The sequence below is a fragment of the Streptomyces sp. NPDC004561 genome (assembly GCF_053602155.1).
Genome location: NZ_JBSGDB010000184.1, coordinates 1 through 16,416, shown reverse-complemented (window position 1 = coordinate 16,416; position 16,416 = coordinate 1). Strand labels below are relative to the sequence as shown.

Genomic DNA, 16,416 nt, shown 5'->3' with positions numbered 1-16,416 from the left:
GTTGCCGGTCCCGGCGGACGATGAGCCGCGACCCACATTCACGCCGCCTCGGCTGCGAAACCCCCATCGCCCGGGGCGGAACATGCCGCTGAGTGGAGCAATCACCGGCGTGCCGGGGACCGGCGCACCAGGCTGGATTCCTTGTCAGGGTCGTGTGACAGGAGCCCGTGTGCGAAGCCCAGGTCGCAAACCGGAGGCCGGTACCGCATTGCGGACCGGGCCGTCGGCACCTCCGGCATGGCTTCGCTGGCTTCCGGTGTTCTACGTCGTGGGCATCCTGGTACTGGAACCCATCACGCCCGTCGACTGGCCGGTGAGCTTCCTCCTGGTCGCCCTGCCCCTGGTGACCGCCTTCGCGCACGAGCCCCTCGTCGTCGCGGGCGCCACGCTCTTCGCCGTCCTCTTCGAAGGGGTGCTGGCCGGCACCCCGTGCTGCGCGGGCCGGTCGGTCGGCTATCTGTGGGACCGCCACTACGTGGCAGACTACGTCGTCACCGCGCTGGTGGGGGCTCTCGGCACGATTGTCGCCACCCACCGGATGCGCCGTGAGCGGACGCTGGCCGACGTACGGTTCGTGGCCGAGATCGCGCAGCGCGTCCTTCTCCGGCCGGTGCCGCACCGGATCGGCAACCTGCTCCTGGAGAGCCTGTACCTCGCCGCCGCCGCGGAGGCGCGCATCGGCGGCGACCTGTACGAGGCCGTTCCCACCCGGTACGGCGTCCGGTTGCTCATCGGCGACGTCCGTGGCAAGGGGCTGCTCGCGGTGGAGACCGCCGCCGCGCTGCTCGGCGCGTTCCGCGAGGCCGCGCACGACGAACCCGACCTCGCCGCCCTGACCGACCGCATGGAGACGAGCATGAGCCGCAGGGCGGCACAGCTCGGCGGAGACGAGACGAGCGAACGGTTCATCACCGCCGTCTTCGCCGAGATCCCCGCCGACGGCCATGTCGTCCGCGTCGTCAACTGCGGCCATCCGCCCCCGCTGCTCATCCGCCCCGACGACGTGCTTGAGCTGGACAGCGGGCGGTCGGCTCCGCCGCTGAACCTCGGGATGCTGGTCGGGGAGCCGTACCACGTCGACAGCTACCCGTTCCGGCCCGGCGAACAACTGCTGCTGTACACCGACGGCGTCACGGAGACGCGCGACGCGGCCGGTGCCTTCTACCCCCTTGCCGAGCGCCTGCGTTCCTGGGGGTCCCTGGCGCCCCACGACCTGCTGGAGCAGCTCCACCACGACCTGCTGGAGTACAGCGGCAATCGCCAGCAGGACGACACGGCGGCGCTGGCCGTCTGTCTGCTCGCAGACGAGGCGGCCGGGGATCCCGGTCAGCGGGCCTGGCTGCCCGCGGCCGGCTGAAATCGGTCTCAGAAGGCGGTGTGAGCGAACCAGAGGTCGAGGGTCTCGGTCCGTCCCGAGACGGTGAAGGCGGCGTCCTGGTAGGAGCGGCGCCCGTAGAGCAGCAGCAGGAGATCCGCCGCCCGCCCGAGGACCGCCACCGTGGGCGCTCCGGTCTCCGCCGCGTCGCCGTCCGCCGGCGGGAGCAGGCGGAAGCCGTCGGGGTCCAGTCGCACCCGCCACTCCTCGGCGGCTCCGCCGGAGTCGGCCGACCGGAACGCGACGGTCTCGCCGGTGCCGCGCAGCTTGTCCACGGCCGGGGCGAAAACTCCCGCGTAGGGCAGGTTGACGAGGAACTCGTCGATCCCGTCGGCCGCCTGCACCGGGTCGATGTCCGCCGTCCGGCCGACGGCGTGCTCCGCGTCCACCCGGTGCACCAGCGTCTCGAAGAACATCCGGCGGGCCCAGAACCGGGTGTGCCGGTCCTCGCCCCAGGTCCACATCGCCGCCCCGGGGTCCGTGTGGCGCAGCACGGCCGCCACGCCGGGCACCCCGCGCGCCACCCAGTCGGCGTAGTCACGCACGTCGTCCGGCAGGCCGAGGTCCATGTCGCGGCTGCGCGGGGGCTCCTGCACCAGCCGGGTCAAAAGCGTGCAGAACCAGCGCTGCAGCGCCCCCACGTGCCGGGCGAGGTCGGCGAGCGTCCAGTCGGGGCAGGACGGCACCGCGCCGGCGGGGTCGGCGCCCCGGACCGCTTCGGCGAAGCGCAGGGTCTCGCGTTCGATGGCCGCACGGTAGGTGTCGTACGGCAGAGGGTGCCCCGCCCTGGGTGTCGCTGCCATCAGCTGCCGCCTTCTCTGTCCTCGGCCGGATCCGGTCTCGATCAGTGTGGGTGCTGGAGTGCGCTCCAAGGCAAATCCGCGGTGCGGCGCTGCTCGTGGGCGGCTCAGGAGATCTCCTGTTCGGCCCAGATGACCTTGCCCTCGCCGGTGTACCTGGCGCCCCAGCGGAGGGAGAGCTGGGCGACCAGGAACAGCCCCCGGCCGCCCTCGTCCGTGCTCCGGGCGTGCCTGAGCCGGGGGGCCGTACTGCTGGCGTCGGCGACCTCGCAGGTCAGACGGGTGTCGCGGAGGAGTCGTAGCCGTATGGGCGGGGCGGCGTGGCGGATCGCGTTGGTGACGAGTTCGCTCACCAGGAGTTCCGTGGTCATGGCCAGGTCCCCGAGGTCCCACTCCACCACCTGACCCGTGGCCAGGGCACGCACGTCGGCGACGGCGGCCGGGTCGGCGGGGACGTCCCAGGAGACGACACGACCGGCGCCCAGGGTGTGGGTACGGGCCAGGAGGAGAGCGATGTCGTCGGGTTGCGGCGCGGTGACGAGCTGCCGCACAGCGCATGCGCAGAGCGTGTTCAGGTCCGCCTCGGGTCGGGCGAGGACCTCCCCGAGCCGGGTCATGCCGTGCTCGACGTCGTCGCATCCCTCGATGAGGCCGTCGGTGTAGAGGCCGAACAGGCTGTCCTCGGCCAGCTCGATCTCGGTGCCCTCGAACGCCATCCCGCCCAGCCCGAGCGGAGGTCCCGCGGGGATCTCCGGGAAGTAGGCGTGTCCGTCCGGCGCGACGACCACGGGCGGCGGGTGACCGGCCCGGGCCATCGCGCACCGCCTGGTGACCGGATCGTAGACGGCGTAGAGGCAGGTGGCGCCGATGAAGGTGGCCGTGCTGCGGGCGCCCGCCCCGGCGACGGCCTCCTCGTCGCTGAGCCGGAGCACGAGGTCGTCGAGGTGGGCGAGGAGTTCGTCCGGGGGCAGCTCCATGTCGGCCAGCGTCTGGACGGCGGTGCGCAGCCGTCCCATGCTCGCCGCGGCGCTGATGCCGTGGCCCACCACGTCCCCGACGACGAGGCCCACCCGCGCCCCGGACAGGGGGATCACGTCGAACCAGTCGCCGCCGACGCCGCCCGTCGGGTCCGCGGGCTGGTAGGAGGAGGCCACCTCCAGCGCGCTGCCGCCGGTCAGCGCGGGCGGCAGCAGGCTGCGCTGCAGGGTGACGGCCGCCGTGTGCTCCCTGGTGTAGCGGCGGGCGTTGTCGACGCACACCGCCGCCCGTGCGACCAGCTCCCGGGCCAGCAGGACGTCGTCGGGCCCGAAGGAGACCGGGTTGACCGTGCGGGCGAACGTGGTGAGGCCGAGGGCGGTGTTCCGCGCCCGCATGGGCACGGCGATCAGCGAGTGCATCCCGAACTCGCGGATGCGGTCCGCCCGCAGGGGGTCCGCGGCGACCCACAGGCCCTCCGACGGGTCGAGGACCGGGATGAGCAGCGGCTCGCCCTTGATGAGCATGTCCACGTCGTGGGGTGGCGGGAGGAAGCCGACCCTGTCGCCGATCCTGAACACGGCCTCGGGGCAGCCCTGGCGCACCGAGCGCATCGCGGCACGGCGCATCGCGGGCCGGGCGGGCGCCGGTCCCGCGTCGGTCAGCCAGGTTCCGTGGCCCTCGCTGCTGAGCACGGGCTCCAGCAGGTCGACGACGACGAAGTCCGCGAAGCGCGGGACGGCGAAGTCGGCGAGCTCCTCGGCCGTCCGCATCACGTCGAGTGTCGTGCCGATGTTGGTGCCGGCCTCGTTGACCAGGGTCAGCAGCTGACGGGCGGTCCACCGCTCGGTGACGTCGAGGACCATGTAGCAGACGCCGGTGATGACGTCGTCCGCGTCCACCAGGGGGAAGAACGACGCCGAGAAGGCGTGCCGGCGGTGCGGGTCGGCCCAGCTCCACCCGGCGTACTCGTAGTCGGTCACCGGCATCCCCGTCGCGAGGACCTTGCGCATCAGCCCTTCCAGGGCCTCCGCCTGCAGCCCCGGCAGCACATCGCTCAGGTGCCGGCCCATCCGCTCCTCCCGGGGGACCCCGCCGAGCCGTTCCAGGGTGTCGTTCACCCACACGTAGCGCAGCTCGATGTCCATGACGGCCATGCCGACCGGCGAGCGGGTCAGGAAGCCGTCGAGGACGGACTGGCCGATCGCCCACTGCTGGCGCTGCTCGCGTGCCGACATCAGGAAGCACTCGTGCTCGCCGACGCGGAAGGACGGCGAGACCCGCAGCTCGGCGTCGAGGCCGTGGCCGTCCCGGTGGCGTGCGCGGATCTGCCCGCTCCAGCCGTTTCCCGCGCGGCACCGGTCCGCGATGGCCCTGACCCGGGTGGGGTCCTCGGGCATGGCCAGCAGGCGTGCGGCGGGGCCGCCGACGACCTCCGGCGCGGGGTAGCCGAGCAGTGTTTCGGCGCTGCGGGTCCAGGCGACCACGACGCCGTCTTCCGATATCACCGCCGCCGCGTCGGTGGACGCGTCGAAGAGCTGCCCCGATCCCCCTGACGTGGATGCGGCGATACCCTTTCGCGCAGGTTCCATTAATTCCACCCTTACACCACTATCGTGCGGTTAAACCGTCTGATCCGCACGAGTCCCCGGCCGCCCCGGCGCCACCGGTTGGGGCGTGCGGGGTGCCGGGGGCAGCATGGAAGGACCGGTTGCCGGCTCGCCCGCGTGGCCGGGCCCGCCGGCCGGGCGGCCGGCGGGGGGAGGTGGATCCGGGATGGCAGTGGAATCCTTCGAAACCGGCCCCGACGAGCAGCCCGCGTTGCCCCGGCCGACCGGTCTGCTGGATGTGCTCAGCGTGGCCGCGGTGGCCCTCGACACGCACGGGCGTGTCGTCTTCTGGACCCCGCAGGCCCAGGATCTCTTCGGCTACGCCGCCGAGGAGGCCCTCGGCAGGCACGCGGCGCAACTGCTCATCCACCCCGACCATTTCCAGGCCGTGGTGAGTCTGTTCACCGAGGTGCTGGAGACCGGCCGGGGCTGGGCCGGTGCGTTCCCCGTCCGGCACAAGGACGGCAGCAGCCGGCTGACGGAGTTCCGCACCATGCGGCTGCTGGACGACGTCGGGGACGTCTACGCCCTGGGCATCGCCGCCGACCACACCCTGCTGGAGCGGGTGGAGACCGACCTCGCCCTGTGCGAGCAGCTGATCAACCAGTCCCCCATCGGTCTGGCCCTGCTGGATCCGGATCTGCGGTTCCGGCTGGTCAACCCGGCGCTGGAGCGTATCGACGGCATCCCCGCCGAGGACCACGTGGGCCGCCATCTGCGCGAGACCCTGCCGTTCCCGGACGTCGACACCGTCGAGTCCGCGCTGCGTCAGGTGCTCACCACCGGTACTCCCCTGCTGGACCAGTACCACGTGGGCCGTCCCCCGGCCGATCTCGAGCACGAGCACGCCTGGTCGCTGTCCTTCTACCGCCTGGAGGATCCGGGCGGCCGGATCCTGGGCGCGGCCGCCTCGGTCGTCGACGTCACCGAGCGGCACCGCGCGGCCGGCGAGGCCGACCGGGCGCGGCGGCGGCTGGCGCTCATCGCCGAGGCGTCCGCGCGGGTGGGCACCACCCTGGACGTGGAGCAGACCGCCCGCGAGCTGGCCGAGATCGCCACGCCCGCGCTGGCCGACGTGGTCGCCGTGGACGTCCTCGACTCCGCCCTGGCCCTCCGTCATATGAGCAGACCCGGCGACGGCCCGGAGCTGTTCCGGTCGCTCGCGCTGAAGGCCGCCCATCCCACCGTGGCGCTGCGCGCCGCCGACGCGCCCGGTGACGTCGCCGCCTACGAGGGCGACCGTCTGGTCACCCTGTGCGTGCACACCGGCCGGCCGGTGCTGGTGCGCCATGTCGGAGCGCACGATCTGCCGCGCATCGCCAGGGACACCGAGGCCGGCACCCTGCTGGCCCGCGCGGGCGTCCACTCCTATCTCGCCGTGCCGTTGACCGCCCACGGCGAGGTGCTGGGCGCCCTCGATCTCAAGCGCACCCGCAATCCGGCGCCGTTCGACGAGGACGACGTCGTCCTGGCCGCCGAACTCGCCGGCCGGGCCGCCGTCGCCATCGACAACGCCCGCTGGTTCCAGAGCGTGCGCAACACCGCCCTCACCCTCCAGCGCAGCCTGCTGCCGGAGCACCCGACCCACCATCCGGGGCTGGAGGTCGCCTCCCGCTACCAGCCCGCGCAGGCCACCAGCGAGGTGGGCGGGGACTGGTACGACGTGCTTCCGCTGACGGACGACAAGACCGCCCTGGTGGTGGGTGACGTCATGGGCAACGGTATCGACGCCGCCGCCACCATGGGCCGGCTGCGCACCGCCACGTGCGCCTACGCCGATCTGGACCTCGCTCCCGGCGAGGTGCTGCAGCATTTGGACAGGGTCACCTGCGATCTGGAGCACTACATCGTCACCTGCCTGTACGGGGCGTACGACCCGGCCACCCGGCGGTGCTGCATCGCCAACGCCGGGCACATGCCGCCCGCGCTGGCGCGCCCCGGCGAGGCCCCCGTGCTCCTCGACCTTCCCCCGGGGGCACCGCTGGGCGTCGGGGGCGTGCGGTTCGGGGCCACCCCGGTCGAACTGTGCCCCGGGGACCTGCTGGTGCTGTACACCGACGGCCTGGTCGAGACGCGCCAGCACGCCATCGACGACCGCCTGAACGTGCTGCTGGGTTTCCTCGAGGAGCCCGGCCGGCCGCTGGAGGAGATCTGCGACATCCTGCTGTACGGGCTGCGCCATCCGGACGACCACGACGACGTGGCACTGCTCGTCGCACGGGCTCTGTAGACCTGCGGTGGACGACCGGGCCCTTTCGGCCCGGCCACGAGACGTGCATTGTTGTGGACATGCCGATCGCATCCGCCGCTCTGCGCCTGGCCGCGACCTGCGCGGGCCTGCTGCTCGCCGCCACCACGACCGCCCCGGCGTCCGCCGCACCGGCGCCCCTCAGCGCCCGGGCCACGGATCCGGCCGGCTGGTCCCCGCCCCTGTCGACCCAGGGCCGCTACATCGTCGACGCCCAGGGCAACCGCTTCCGGCTGAAGGGCGCCAACTGGGACGGGGCGCAGGGCTCGTGGACCGGCAACGGCAGCGCCGACGACCCCGCCAACCACCACGCCGGCCAGGACTCCCACGGCATCCCGCTCGGCCTGGACCGCACACCGCTGACCCAACTGATGTCGGATTTCCACGAGTTGGGGATCAACACCATCCGGCTGCCGTTCTCCAACGAGATGATCCACAGCACCGCCCCCGTGCCCGACGGCGCCGTGGCGGCCAACCCCGGGCTGCGGGGCAGGACACCGCTGGAGATCTTCGACTCGGTGGTCGAGGAGCTGAGCCGCAGCGGCTTCGCGGTGATCCTCAACAACCACACCAACACGTCCCGTTGGTGCTGCGGACTCGACGGCAACGAGCGGTGGAACACCCGGCAGTCCACCCAGCGGTGGGCGGACGACTGGGTGTTCATGGCCCGCCGTTACGCCTCGGTCCCGGGCGTGGTCGGCGCCGACCTCTACAACGAGGTCCGGCGTGATGTGCTGGACGACCCCAACTGGGGTCTGGGAGACGGCCACGACTGGTACGCCGCGGCCCAGCTGGCCGCCGATCGCATCCTCGCCGAGGGAAACCCGCGCCTGCTCATCGTCATCGAGGGCATCAACTGGACCGGGCTGCCCGTGGACGGGCTCCCGCACGGACGGCCGGTGCTCACTCCGGTCCGCACCCTCTCGCACACTCTGGTCGACGCCCACAAGCTGGTCTACTCGGCCCACTTCTACGGATACACCGGCCCGCACCACAGTGGCGCCACCGGCGTCGGCGAGACCCACGATCCCCGCTACCAGGACCTGACGCGCGAGCAGTTGGCCGCGGCACTGGACGACGAGGCGTTCTTCGTCGAGGAGACCGGCCGGCACTACACCGCGCCGGTCTGGGTGAGCGAGTTCGGCATCGGGGCGAACGAGACGAACGCGGCGGCCCGCACCTGGTTCGGCAATTTCACGGACTACCTCGCCGGCCATGACGTCGACTTCGCGTTCTGGCCGCTGGTGGGCTTCGAGGGCCACGACGACTGGGCGCTGCTGCACTACGACGAGGCGGGCCACCGCTCCGGCATCCTCGACTCCGCCGACTGGCGCGGTACGGCATGGCGGCACCTGATGAACACACCGGGCGCAGCCGGTCCCGTGGCCCCTGTTCCCACCTGGCGCATGCTCAGCACCGACCACGGTGACGCGGTGGAGTCCCTGCGCGTGCGGGCCACCGGAGACTGGGATCCGGGTGCGTACAAGGCCGTCTGCCCCGACGGGTCGCGGCTCGCCGGTCTCGGCCACACCGGCGGCCGGGGCCTGTGCACCGACGCCGGGGCGACGGACCTGGGCGCCGCCGCTGGGAGCCCGGCGGTCGTCACCGACGAGCGCTACGTCCCCGCGGGCGGCGACTGGGCTTCCGGGTACACCAAGTACCAGTGTCCTTCCGGGGACTTCCTCATCGGCTACAGCGAACGCGGCGCGCGGGTGTCGGCGGCCCTGTGCGCTCCGGCGCGGGGCGCGCTGTCCGGGGCCGGGCGGACCGTGTGGTTCGACCGGTCCGACAACCGCCCCGCCGGCGCGCCCGGCGGGGACTTCGCGTACGGCGACTACAAGGGGCAGTGCGCGTCGGACGAGTACGCCGCCGGGATCGCCTTCACCACCCGCATGGGCAGCAGCCCCGGACCGGCGGCCCTGCTGTGCCGCAACCTGTCCTAGGGGGTGGGCTTTGCCGTCCCGGGCCGGAGTTTTTGAGCAGGCCGTCTTGACAGTCCGGTAACGATCCAACTGACCACGCACATCGTCTGCATGGAACGTACATACGATCCGGCGCATGAACAGAGCTGTGAAGATCGGCCTCGCCGGTACGTGCACCGCGCTGCTCGTCACGGGGGGAATCGGCACCTACAACCTCGTGCACGCGCTCGCGTCCGACCGACCGGACGACAACCAGACCAAGGCGGCACGCGGTTTCGACCCGTCGGCGGTGTCGAGTGCGCCGCCCTCCGACGCCGAGGCGGTGAAGCTGACCCGGGCGTTCCTCGACCAGTGGTCCGGACAGCACCTCGACGGCGCGGCCGGGGACACCGACACGCCGGACACGGCCGCGCGGGCGTTACGGGGATACAAGGACGGCCTGCACCTGAAGAAGCTGACGTTCGGCGACGTCCGGTCCGCCGGCCCGTCGGCCGCGACATCGGGGGCCGCCAAGGTCTCCTTCACCGTCACCGCGCAGGTGGCGGGGGGCACCTGGAGCTACCCGAGTGCCGTCGCCGTGCGGAAGAGCACGAACGGCGGGGCGGCGGTGCACTGGAACAACTCGGTGCTCTACCCGGGCCTGGGCGACGACCAGTCGCTGAGCGCGGGCAGGCTTCCCGCCGGCGCGACCGAGGCGAAGGTGGTGGCGAGCGACGGGAAGACGGACCTGGCCGCGTTCCCCTCGCTGAAGGACATCGCGGCGACGATCCGGCAGCATGCCGATCCCACCGGCGGCGCGCCCGGCACCGGTGTGGCCGTCGTCGACGGCGAGGGCGCGGGCGTCAGGACGCTGAAGGTCTTCGTCAAGGGGCGTGCCCCGGTCATCAGGACGACCGTCGACCCCCGTCTGCAGGCGGTGGCGGAGACCGCGGTGAAGGACCGTCACCTGCAGGGGATGCCCGCCGGGTCGGTGGCCCTCGACTGGCGCAACGGCCATGTCCTCGCCATCGCGCACACCGGCGCGGACGGGGACATCGCCATCAACGGGATCAAGTCGCCGGGCTCGACCATGAAGATCATCACGTCCGCGGCCCTCTTCGACCGGGCGGGCCTCGACCCGGGCAGTCCCGCGCCGTGCACCGACTCGCTGATGGCCAACAGCCAGCTGTTCCACAACGACCCCGGCGTGCGGGCCGATCCGGGGTCGACGCTCGCCCGGGCGTTCGCCGTCTCATGCAACACCTCCTTCATCAAGGACGGATTCCACGACCTGGTGCACGACGGCGACGCCTCCGCGCTGCACGACGAGGCCGTGAACGTCTTCGGGATGGGGAGCTGGTCCATCGGCGGCGGGGTGGCCACCACCGACCCGAGCATTCCGGTGGACGCGCAGGGAGGCGACCAGGCGGCGCAGTTCATCGGCCAGGGCAAGGTCACGGCCACCCCGCTGTTCATGGCGTCGGTGGCGGCGACCGTGCGCAACGCCGGCTTCGAGCAGCCCGTCATCCTGCCGGGGCAGCACCAGGACGCCGCGCCCCGGCCCATCTCCGCCCGCACGGCGGGCTATCTGCAGTCGATGATGCGCGGCGTCGCCACCAGCGGCACCGCGGCTCCGCGGCTGGGCGGTCTGGCCGGGGTCGGCGCCAAGACGGGCACCGCCGAGGAGGGCGACCACACCAACGGCTGGCTGACCGCGTACAACTCCCGCATCGCGGTCGCGGCTCTGGTGGAGGGCGGCAGCTCCGGCGTGGACTCCGCGGGGTACGTCGTACGGCAGTTGCTCACCGGAAGCTGAGGGACGGACACCGGTCCGGCGGCTGCCGCCGGACCGGTGTCCTGGTGGCCCGTGGGTTCAGGTGACCGGGAACTTCTGGGCGGCCGAGCCGTTGCAGTCCCAGATCTGCAACCGGGTGCCGTTGGCCGTCGCGCCACTGGGCGAGTCCAGACACCGCCCCGACTGCGGATTCAGCAGCGAACCGTCACTCTGCTGCACCCACTTCTGCCCACCGACACCGTTGCAGTCCCACAACTCCACCTTCGTACCGTTCGCCGTCCCGTTGCCGTTGATGTCCAGACACCGGCCGAGCGTGCCGAGAGAACCGTCGGCGCGGTGGGTCCAGTGCTGGTCCTCGGCGTAGGACTGGCAGTCCCACAGCTGCACGGCCGCACCGTTGGTGCCGGTGTCGTCCGCCGCCACGTCGACGCACTTGCCGCCCGGACCGGCGATCGGGGCGCCGCCGTTCACGGAGAACTTCTGGGCGGCCGACCCGTTGCAGTCCCAGATCTGCAACCGGGTGCCGTTGGCCGTCGCACCACTGGGCGAGTCCAGACACCGCCCCGACTGCGGATTCAGCAGCGAACCGTCACTCTGCTGCACCCACTTCTGCCCACCGACACCGTTGCAGTCCCACAACTCCACCTTCGTACCGTTCGCCGTCCCGTTGCCGTTGATGTCCAGACACCGGCCGAGCGTGCCGAGAGAACCGTCGGCGCGGTGGGTCCAGTGCTGGTCCTCGGCGTAGGACTGGCAGTCCCACAGCTGCACGGCCGCACCGTTGGTGCCGGTGTCGTCCGCCGCCACGTCGACGCACTTGCCGCCGGGGCCGGTGACCGTTCCCTGGGGGCCGTTGGGCACGTCCGTCTCGCCGGAGTAGCCGACGGAGACGACGTTCGCCTGGACGGCGTTCTCGGCGGCGTCGGTCGGGTAGCCGGAGACCATCACGCCTTCGAGGAACGTGCCCATGTTCCAGTTGCTGTTGTCGCCGCCCGTACCGAGGATGATGCCGCCCTCCTGGTGCATGGGCTGGTAGCCCCCGCGCGTGGGCAGCGCGCCGTCCCACCAGGTGCTCAGGCCACCGGACTGCGCGTCGCCGCCCTTGAGCGCGTACCGCGTCTGCCCGTTGTTCTTCAGCACCGCCGTGACGAACGTGCTGCTGTTGCCGCGGTTGGCGGTGTTGGAGCCGTTGTCGCCCTGGAACATGCCGTTCTCCATGTCCGCCTCGATCCAGGGCCCGGATCCGGTGCAGGGCGCGAAGTAGCACGTGGTGGCGATGCTCACGGCGTCCATGTGCCCGTTGCCGGTGTCGGCGGGCGTGCTCTCGGCGTTGCCGTAGTCGAAGCAGCACGCGGAGCCGACATGGGTGCCGCTTGCCACCATGTAGGCGCCCTCCGGCTGCCCGTTCACGGCGACGCCGGAGGCGGCCCCCGTGTACCGGTAGCCGACTCCGGGTGAGATCCACACGCCGTACGCCTTGTGGCCGCCGGCGGTGACGGCGATCTCGGCGGCGTCCGCGCCTCGGTCCGCGCCCATGCCGGAGGTGCCCGCCGGGCCCGGGGTCAGATCGTTGTGACGGGACGTCTGGTCGTAGATCTTCGTGATGGTGCACGTCGTGTCGGCGCAGAAGGTGTCCTGCCGGGCGGCGTCGGCGTAACCGCCGGCCGACAGCGGTCCGATGTCGGTGCCGGCGCCGTCCGAGACGCGGGTGACCCGGTACAGCGGGCCGTCGTAGGCGGAGAAGAGCGCGCGGACGGTGCTGTGGGCGGCGACGCAGGGGGTCCCGGCCCCGCCGTAGATGTCGCACGGCAGCGCACCGGCCGCCTGCGAGGTTCCGGGCAGACCGAGCAGGGCGCCCAGGAGGAGCCCGATCACGGCCAGGGCCGAGCGCAGCCGGCCACGGCGGCGGGCGGGTGGTCCGGCGTCGGCGTCCGGGGCGGGGACGGGCAGGGCGGGTCTTCTTCCGCGCATGCTGGGCTCCTCGACGAGGGGGGTAAGTCCGGCTCAGGGCGGCCCGGTTGGAGCACTGGGGCGGCTGGTGCGGAACGTACGCACCATGGTGCTTCCCGTCAAGATTTGTGTCTTTCGGCTTTTAAAAAGCTCTGTAGCTGTGTGGAGTTGTTGATTGTCGATCTCGGCCGGATGTGCGCAGAGCTCCTTGACAGCAGGGGGCGGAGGGGTCAACGTTCCGAGAAGTACGGCCTGTTGACCGATACAACGTTGTCGAGCGTCTCGCGCAGCATCCCCCTCCAGGTTGATCAGCCTGCTTGGCGAAGGGACAGGTCACCATGGCACGTTCGAAAGGACCGGTCAGACGGCGGAGTTCCGGGACGCCCCGGACCAGGACGCCCTCGTCGTCACGTCTTCCGTCCCTGCTGGCCGTCGCCGCCCTGGTGTTGACCCTGGGAGCCGTTCCGGCCCGCGCCGCGGCGAGCGCGCCCGCGCCGGTCACCGATCCGGCCTCCCTCGTGAACCCGTTCATCGGGACCGCGAACGCGGCCAACGACTTCCCCGGCGCCGACACGCCGTTCGGCATGGTCCAGTGGAGCCCGGACACACCCCACCGGCCGTACGGCGGCGGCTACGCGTACGCCGACTCCTCCATCACCGGCTTCAGCCTGACCCACATCGCCGGACCGGGCTGCCGGGCCGCCGGTGACATCCCGGTGCTGCCGACGGTCGGGGCGCTCGACACGGGTGCCACGGCCGGCTTCTCGCACACGAACGAGGCCGCCTCCCCCGGGTCGTACACCGTGTCACTGGACAACGGTGTCAGGACGGAGCTGACCGCCACCACACGCAGCGGGATGGCCCGGTTCACGTTCCCCGCCACCAGCCGGGCGAACCTGCTCTTCAAGCTGACGGGCAGCCAGGCGGGCGACTCCGCCACCCGGTTCGACGTGGTGAGCGACCACGAGGTGAGGGGTCAGGTCACCAGCGGCAACTTCTGCGGCACGCACAACGTCTACACCGTCTACTTCGACATGGTCTTCGACCGGCCCTTCACCCACGGCGGAACGGCCGCGGCCGCCGCCACCACGCCCGCCTCGCCTCCGGCGGCCGTCTCCCCGAACACCCCCGAGGCGCCGAACAAGCCGGTGCTCCACGGCACGCTCCCCCGCGCGGGACACACCTTCACCCCGCGGGCGGCCGGCACCGACGGCTACGTCACCTTCGACACCACCGGCCGTCGGGCCGTCCAGGCCAAGGTCGGCCTGTCGTACGTGTCGGCCGCCGATGCGGTGGGCAACCGCCAGACGGAGAACCCCGGTTGGAACCTCGCCGCGGTGCGGAGTGCCGCGCGCGGCGGCTGGAACTCCCTGCTCGGCCGGGTGCGGATCGCCGGCGGCACCCACAGCGAGCAGACGGTGTTCTACACCGCCCTCTACCACGCGCTGCTGCATCCGAACGTGATCAGCGACAGCAACCGCAGCTACCCCGGCTTCGACGGCAGGACCCACACCGTCGACGCGGGTCACGGCGCCGCCTACGCCAACTACTCGGGCTGGGACGTCTACCGCTCGCAGGCCCAGCTCGAAGCGCTCGTCGATCCCCAGGCCGCCTCCGACACCGCGCAGTCGACGGTCGACGACTACCGCCAGACGGGCCGGTTCCCCAAGTGGTCCGAGAACAACGGCGAGACCTACGTCATGGTCGGCGACCCGGCGGACGAGATCATCGCCGACTACTACGCCTTCGGCGCCCGGCACTTCGACACCGCGGCCGCGCTGCGGGGCATGGTCGCGGAGGCCACCACGGCGGGCGGCAACCGGCCCGGGCTGAACCACCTGGAGCAGCTGGGCTGGCTGCCCCGGAACGCCACGTACGGCTGCTGCAACTACTACGGCCCCGTCTCCACCACGCTGGAGTACGACTCGGCCGACTTCGCGGTCTCCGCCCTCGCCGGCGCCCTCGGCGACCGCACCGACCAGCAGCGGTTCGTGAACCGGGCACAGAACTGGCAGAACCTCTTCGACTTCGGCAGCGGGTTCGTGCAGCCACGCGACGCCTCGGGCACATGGACGGCGGGTTTCTCGCCGACCTCGGGCAAGTACTTCGTCGAGGGCGACTCCTGGCAGTACACCCCCATGGTGCCGTTCAACCTGGGCGGACTGGCGGCCGCCATGGGCGGCACCACGGCCACGGCCAGGTTCCTCGACACGGACCTGTCCTCCCTGACCGGCGCCGGCGGCCACACCAACCTGGGCAACGAGCCGAGTCTCAACATCCCCTGGGAGTACGACTACATCGGCCTGCCCTACCGGACACAGCAGGTCGTCCGGCAGGTCCAGGACCAGATCTGGACCGACGGCCCGGCCGGCCTCGCGGGCAACGACGATCTGGGCGAGATGAGTTCGTGGCTGGTGTGGTCCGCCCTGGGGATGTATCCCGAGACCCCGGGGACCGCCGACCTGGCGCTGGGCAGCCCGCGCTTCCCGAGCGCGGTGATCACCCTGCCCTCCGGTCACACCCTCACCGTCGACGGCGCGGGCGCCGCGGACGATGCTCCCTACGTCGGGTCCGCCACCTGGCAGGGCACGGCGTGGGACAAGGCGTACGTCCCCGCCGGCGCCCTCATCGACGGCGGCACGCTCGCCTTCACGCTCGGCGCCTCCCCCAACCCGGCCTGGGCGTCGGGCGCCTCCGCCGCCCCGCCCTCCTACCCCGGAGCGCCCACATACACCGACGTCGGCACGTCGAGTGACTCCGCGGCCGCCTCGGCCGACTTCGACGGCGCCGGCCACAGCTACTCCGCGCAGGCGCTGGCCGCCGCGGGAGTCGCCCCGGGCGCACGGCTCACCTCCGGAGGCGTCTCGTTCACCTGGCCCGACGTGGCGCCCACCGCGGCCGACAACTACGAGGCGAACGGCCGGACGGTAGGGGTGTCCGGCTCGGGCGCGCTGTCCTTCCTGGGAGCGGCGAACAACGGGCCGTCCTCGGGTACGGCCGTGGTCACCTACACCGACGGAACGACACAGACGGTCGGTGTCCACCTCTCCGACTGGACGCTGAACGGCGGCCGCTCGACGCCCCTGTCCGACAACACCGTCGCGGTGACCACCCCCTACCGCAACCACGCCGGCACCGCACGCGACGGCGTCACGACGTACGTCTTCGCCACGAAACCGGTTCCCCTGGCCGCGGGCAGGACCGTCCGCAGCGTCCGGCTGCCGTCCGACGTCACCACCGGGGGCCTCCACGTCTTCGCCCTCGGCTTCGGCTCCGGCGCGCCCCAGGCGCCGGTGCGGAAGTGACGGCGTCGGAGAATCTGCGCAGGAGCACCACACAGACTGCACACCGCCTTTCGATCATCCCGTTAGCGTGACTGGCCGCTCGATCCTCCGTGCGAACGTGACCAGGCCGTGGCCCCGACGGGCCGACGGCGCAGTCGAACCAGGAAGACCGGAAGACGCAGATGGACTACTGCTCCGCGTGCCGACGGCACCTCAACGGCGCCCTGGTGTGCCCCGGATGCGGCGCCTACGCCCCGGACATCGCACCGCCCGGCAGCGCGGGGTACAGCGGTCCGTCCGCGGTACCGGCGGGTGCCGCACCGGCCGCCACGGGCTGGGAGTCCATGGCCGCCGACCCGTGGCCGGAGCGGTCGGCGGCCGCCGGGCCCTGAAGACCGATCCGGTGTTCCCGCCGGCGCTCTACAACGAGGCGCTTCTGCTGGAGTCGAGGGAACCCGACCGGGCCGCCGCGCTCCTG

Annotated in this window: 9 protein-coding genes; 6 read left to right on the top strand and 3 right to left on the bottom strand. The window is 72.1% G+C overall.

Going from position 1 to position 16,416, the window contains the following annotated elements:
• Positions 1 to 268 precede the first annotated feature (268 nt).
• On the top strand, positions 269 to 1,357 hold the full coding sequence (locus ACWEN3_RS23480; protein ID WP_452974292.1) for a PP2C family protein-serine/threonine phosphatase: 1,089 nt from the start codon (positions 269 to 271) through the stop codon (positions 1,355 to 1,357).
• A gap of 8 nt (positions 1,358 to 1,365) precedes the next feature.
• Here ACWEN3_RS23480 and ACWEN3_RS23475 read toward each other — a convergent pair whose 3' ends face one another.
• Both ACWEN3_RS23475 and ACWEN3_RS23470 read right to left on the bottom strand, forming a co-directional pair.
• Positions 1,366 to 2,178, bottom strand: a complete 813-nt coding sequence (locus tag ACWEN3_RS23475; protein ID WP_452974289.1) for a maleylpyruvate isomerase family mycothiol-dependent enzyme — start codon at positions 2,176 to 2,178, stop codon at positions 1,366 to 1,368.
• Between the two features lie 104 nt (positions 2,179 to 2,282).
• Positions 2,283 to 4,742 carry a SpoIIE family protein phosphatase gene (locus ACWEN3_RS23470; RefSeq protein WP_452974286.1) on the bottom strand — a complete coding sequence of 820 codons (2,460 nt, stop codon included), beginning with the start codon at positions 4,740 to 4,742 and terminating at the stop codon, positions 2,283 to 2,285.
• Between the two features lie 184 nt (positions 4,743 to 4,926).
• Here ACWEN3_RS23470 and ACWEN3_RS23465 point away from each other — a divergent pair, with 184 nt between their 5' ends.
• From ACWEN3_RS23465 to ACWEN3_RS23455, 3 genes are all read left to right on the top strand, one after another.
• Positions 4,927 to 6,990 carry a SpoIIE family protein phosphatase gene (locus ACWEN3_RS23465; protein ID WP_452974284.1) on the top strand — a complete coding sequence of 688 codons (2,064 nt, stop codon included), beginning with the start codon at positions 4,927 to 4,929 and terminating at the stop codon, positions 6,988 to 6,990.
• Positions 6,991 to 7,049: 59 nt separating this feature from the next.
• Positions 7,050 to 8,951 carry a glycoside hydrolase family 5 protein gene (locus ACWEN3_RS23460; protein WP_452974281.1) on the top strand — a complete coding sequence of 634 codons (1,902 nt, stop codon included), beginning with the start codon at positions 7,050 to 7,052 and terminating at the stop codon, positions 8,949 to 8,951.
• A 115-nt stretch (positions 8,952 to 9,066) separates the two neighbouring features.
• Positions 9,067 to 10,725 carry a penicillin-binding transpeptidase domain-containing protein gene (locus ACWEN3_RS23455; RefSeq protein WP_452974279.1) on the top strand — a complete coding sequence of 553 codons (1,659 nt, stop codon included), beginning with the start codon at positions 9,067 to 9,069 and terminating at the stop codon, positions 10,723 to 10,725.
• 57 nt (positions 10,726 to 10,782) lie between these two features.
• Here the strand turns inward: ACWEN3_RS23455 and ACWEN3_RS23450 are convergent, their stop codons facing one another.
• Positions 10,783 to 12,675, bottom strand: coding sequence for an arabinofuranosidase catalytic domain-containing protein (locus tag ACWEN3_RS23450; protein ID WP_452974277.1), 1,893 nt, complete (start codon positions 12,673 to 12,675; stop codon positions 10,783 to 10,785).
• Positions 12,676 to 12,992: 317 nt separating this feature from the next.
• On the opposite strand from ACWEN3_RS23450, the gene ACWEN3_RS23445 reads away from it, so the two are divergent.
• A complete protein-coding gene (locus tag ACWEN3_RS23445; protein ID WP_452974274.1) occupies positions 12,993 to 15,959 on the top strand; it encodes a lectin in 2,967 nt (988 codons plus the stop codon).
• Positions 15,960 to 16,120: 161 nt separating this feature from the next.
• Positions 16,121 to 16,330 (top strand): SCO2400 family protein, encoded by a 210-nt coding sequence (locus tag ACWEN3_RS23440; protein WP_452974272.1) that lies wholly within the window; start codon positions 16,121 to 16,123, stop codon positions 16,328 to 16,330.
• Positions 16,331 to 16,416 lie beyond the last annotated feature (86 nt).

Excerpts from the sequence above, each read along its gene's own strand:
- ACWEN3_RS23460 (WP_452974281.1), top strand. The coding sequence starts at position 7,050 with ATGCCGATCGCATCCGCCGCTCTGCGCCTGGCCGCGACCTGCGCGGGC.
- ACWEN3_RS23455 (WP_452974279.1), top strand. The coding sequence starts at position 9,067 with ATGAACAGAGCTGTGAAGATCGGCCTCGCCGGTACGTGCACCGCGCTG.
- ACWEN3_RS23445 (WP_452974274.1), top strand. The coding sequence starts at position 12,993 with ATGGCACGTTCGAAAGGACCGGTCAGACGGCGGAGTTCCGGGACGCCC.
- ACWEN3_RS23475 (WP_452974289.1), bottom strand. The coding sequence starts at position 2,178 with ATGGCAGCGACACCCAGGGCGGGGCACCCTCTGCCGTACGACACCTAC.
- ACWEN3_RS23450 (WP_452974277.1), bottom strand. The coding sequence starts at position 12,675 with ATGCGCGGAAGAAGACCCGCCCTGCCCGTCCCCGCCCCGGACGCCGAC.
- ACWEN3_RS23465 (WP_452974284.1), top strand. The coding sequence starts at position 4,927 with ATGGCAGTGGAATCCTTCGAAACCGGCCCCGACGAGCAGCCCGCGTTG.
- ACWEN3_RS23440 (WP_452974272.1), top strand. The coding sequence starts at position 16,121 with ATGGACTACTGCTCCGCGTGCCGACGGCACCTCAACGGCGCCCTGGTG.
- ACWEN3_RS23470 (WP_452974286.1), bottom strand. The coding sequence starts at position 4,742 with ATGGAACCTGCGCGAAAGGGTATCGCCGCATCCACGTCAGGGGGATCG.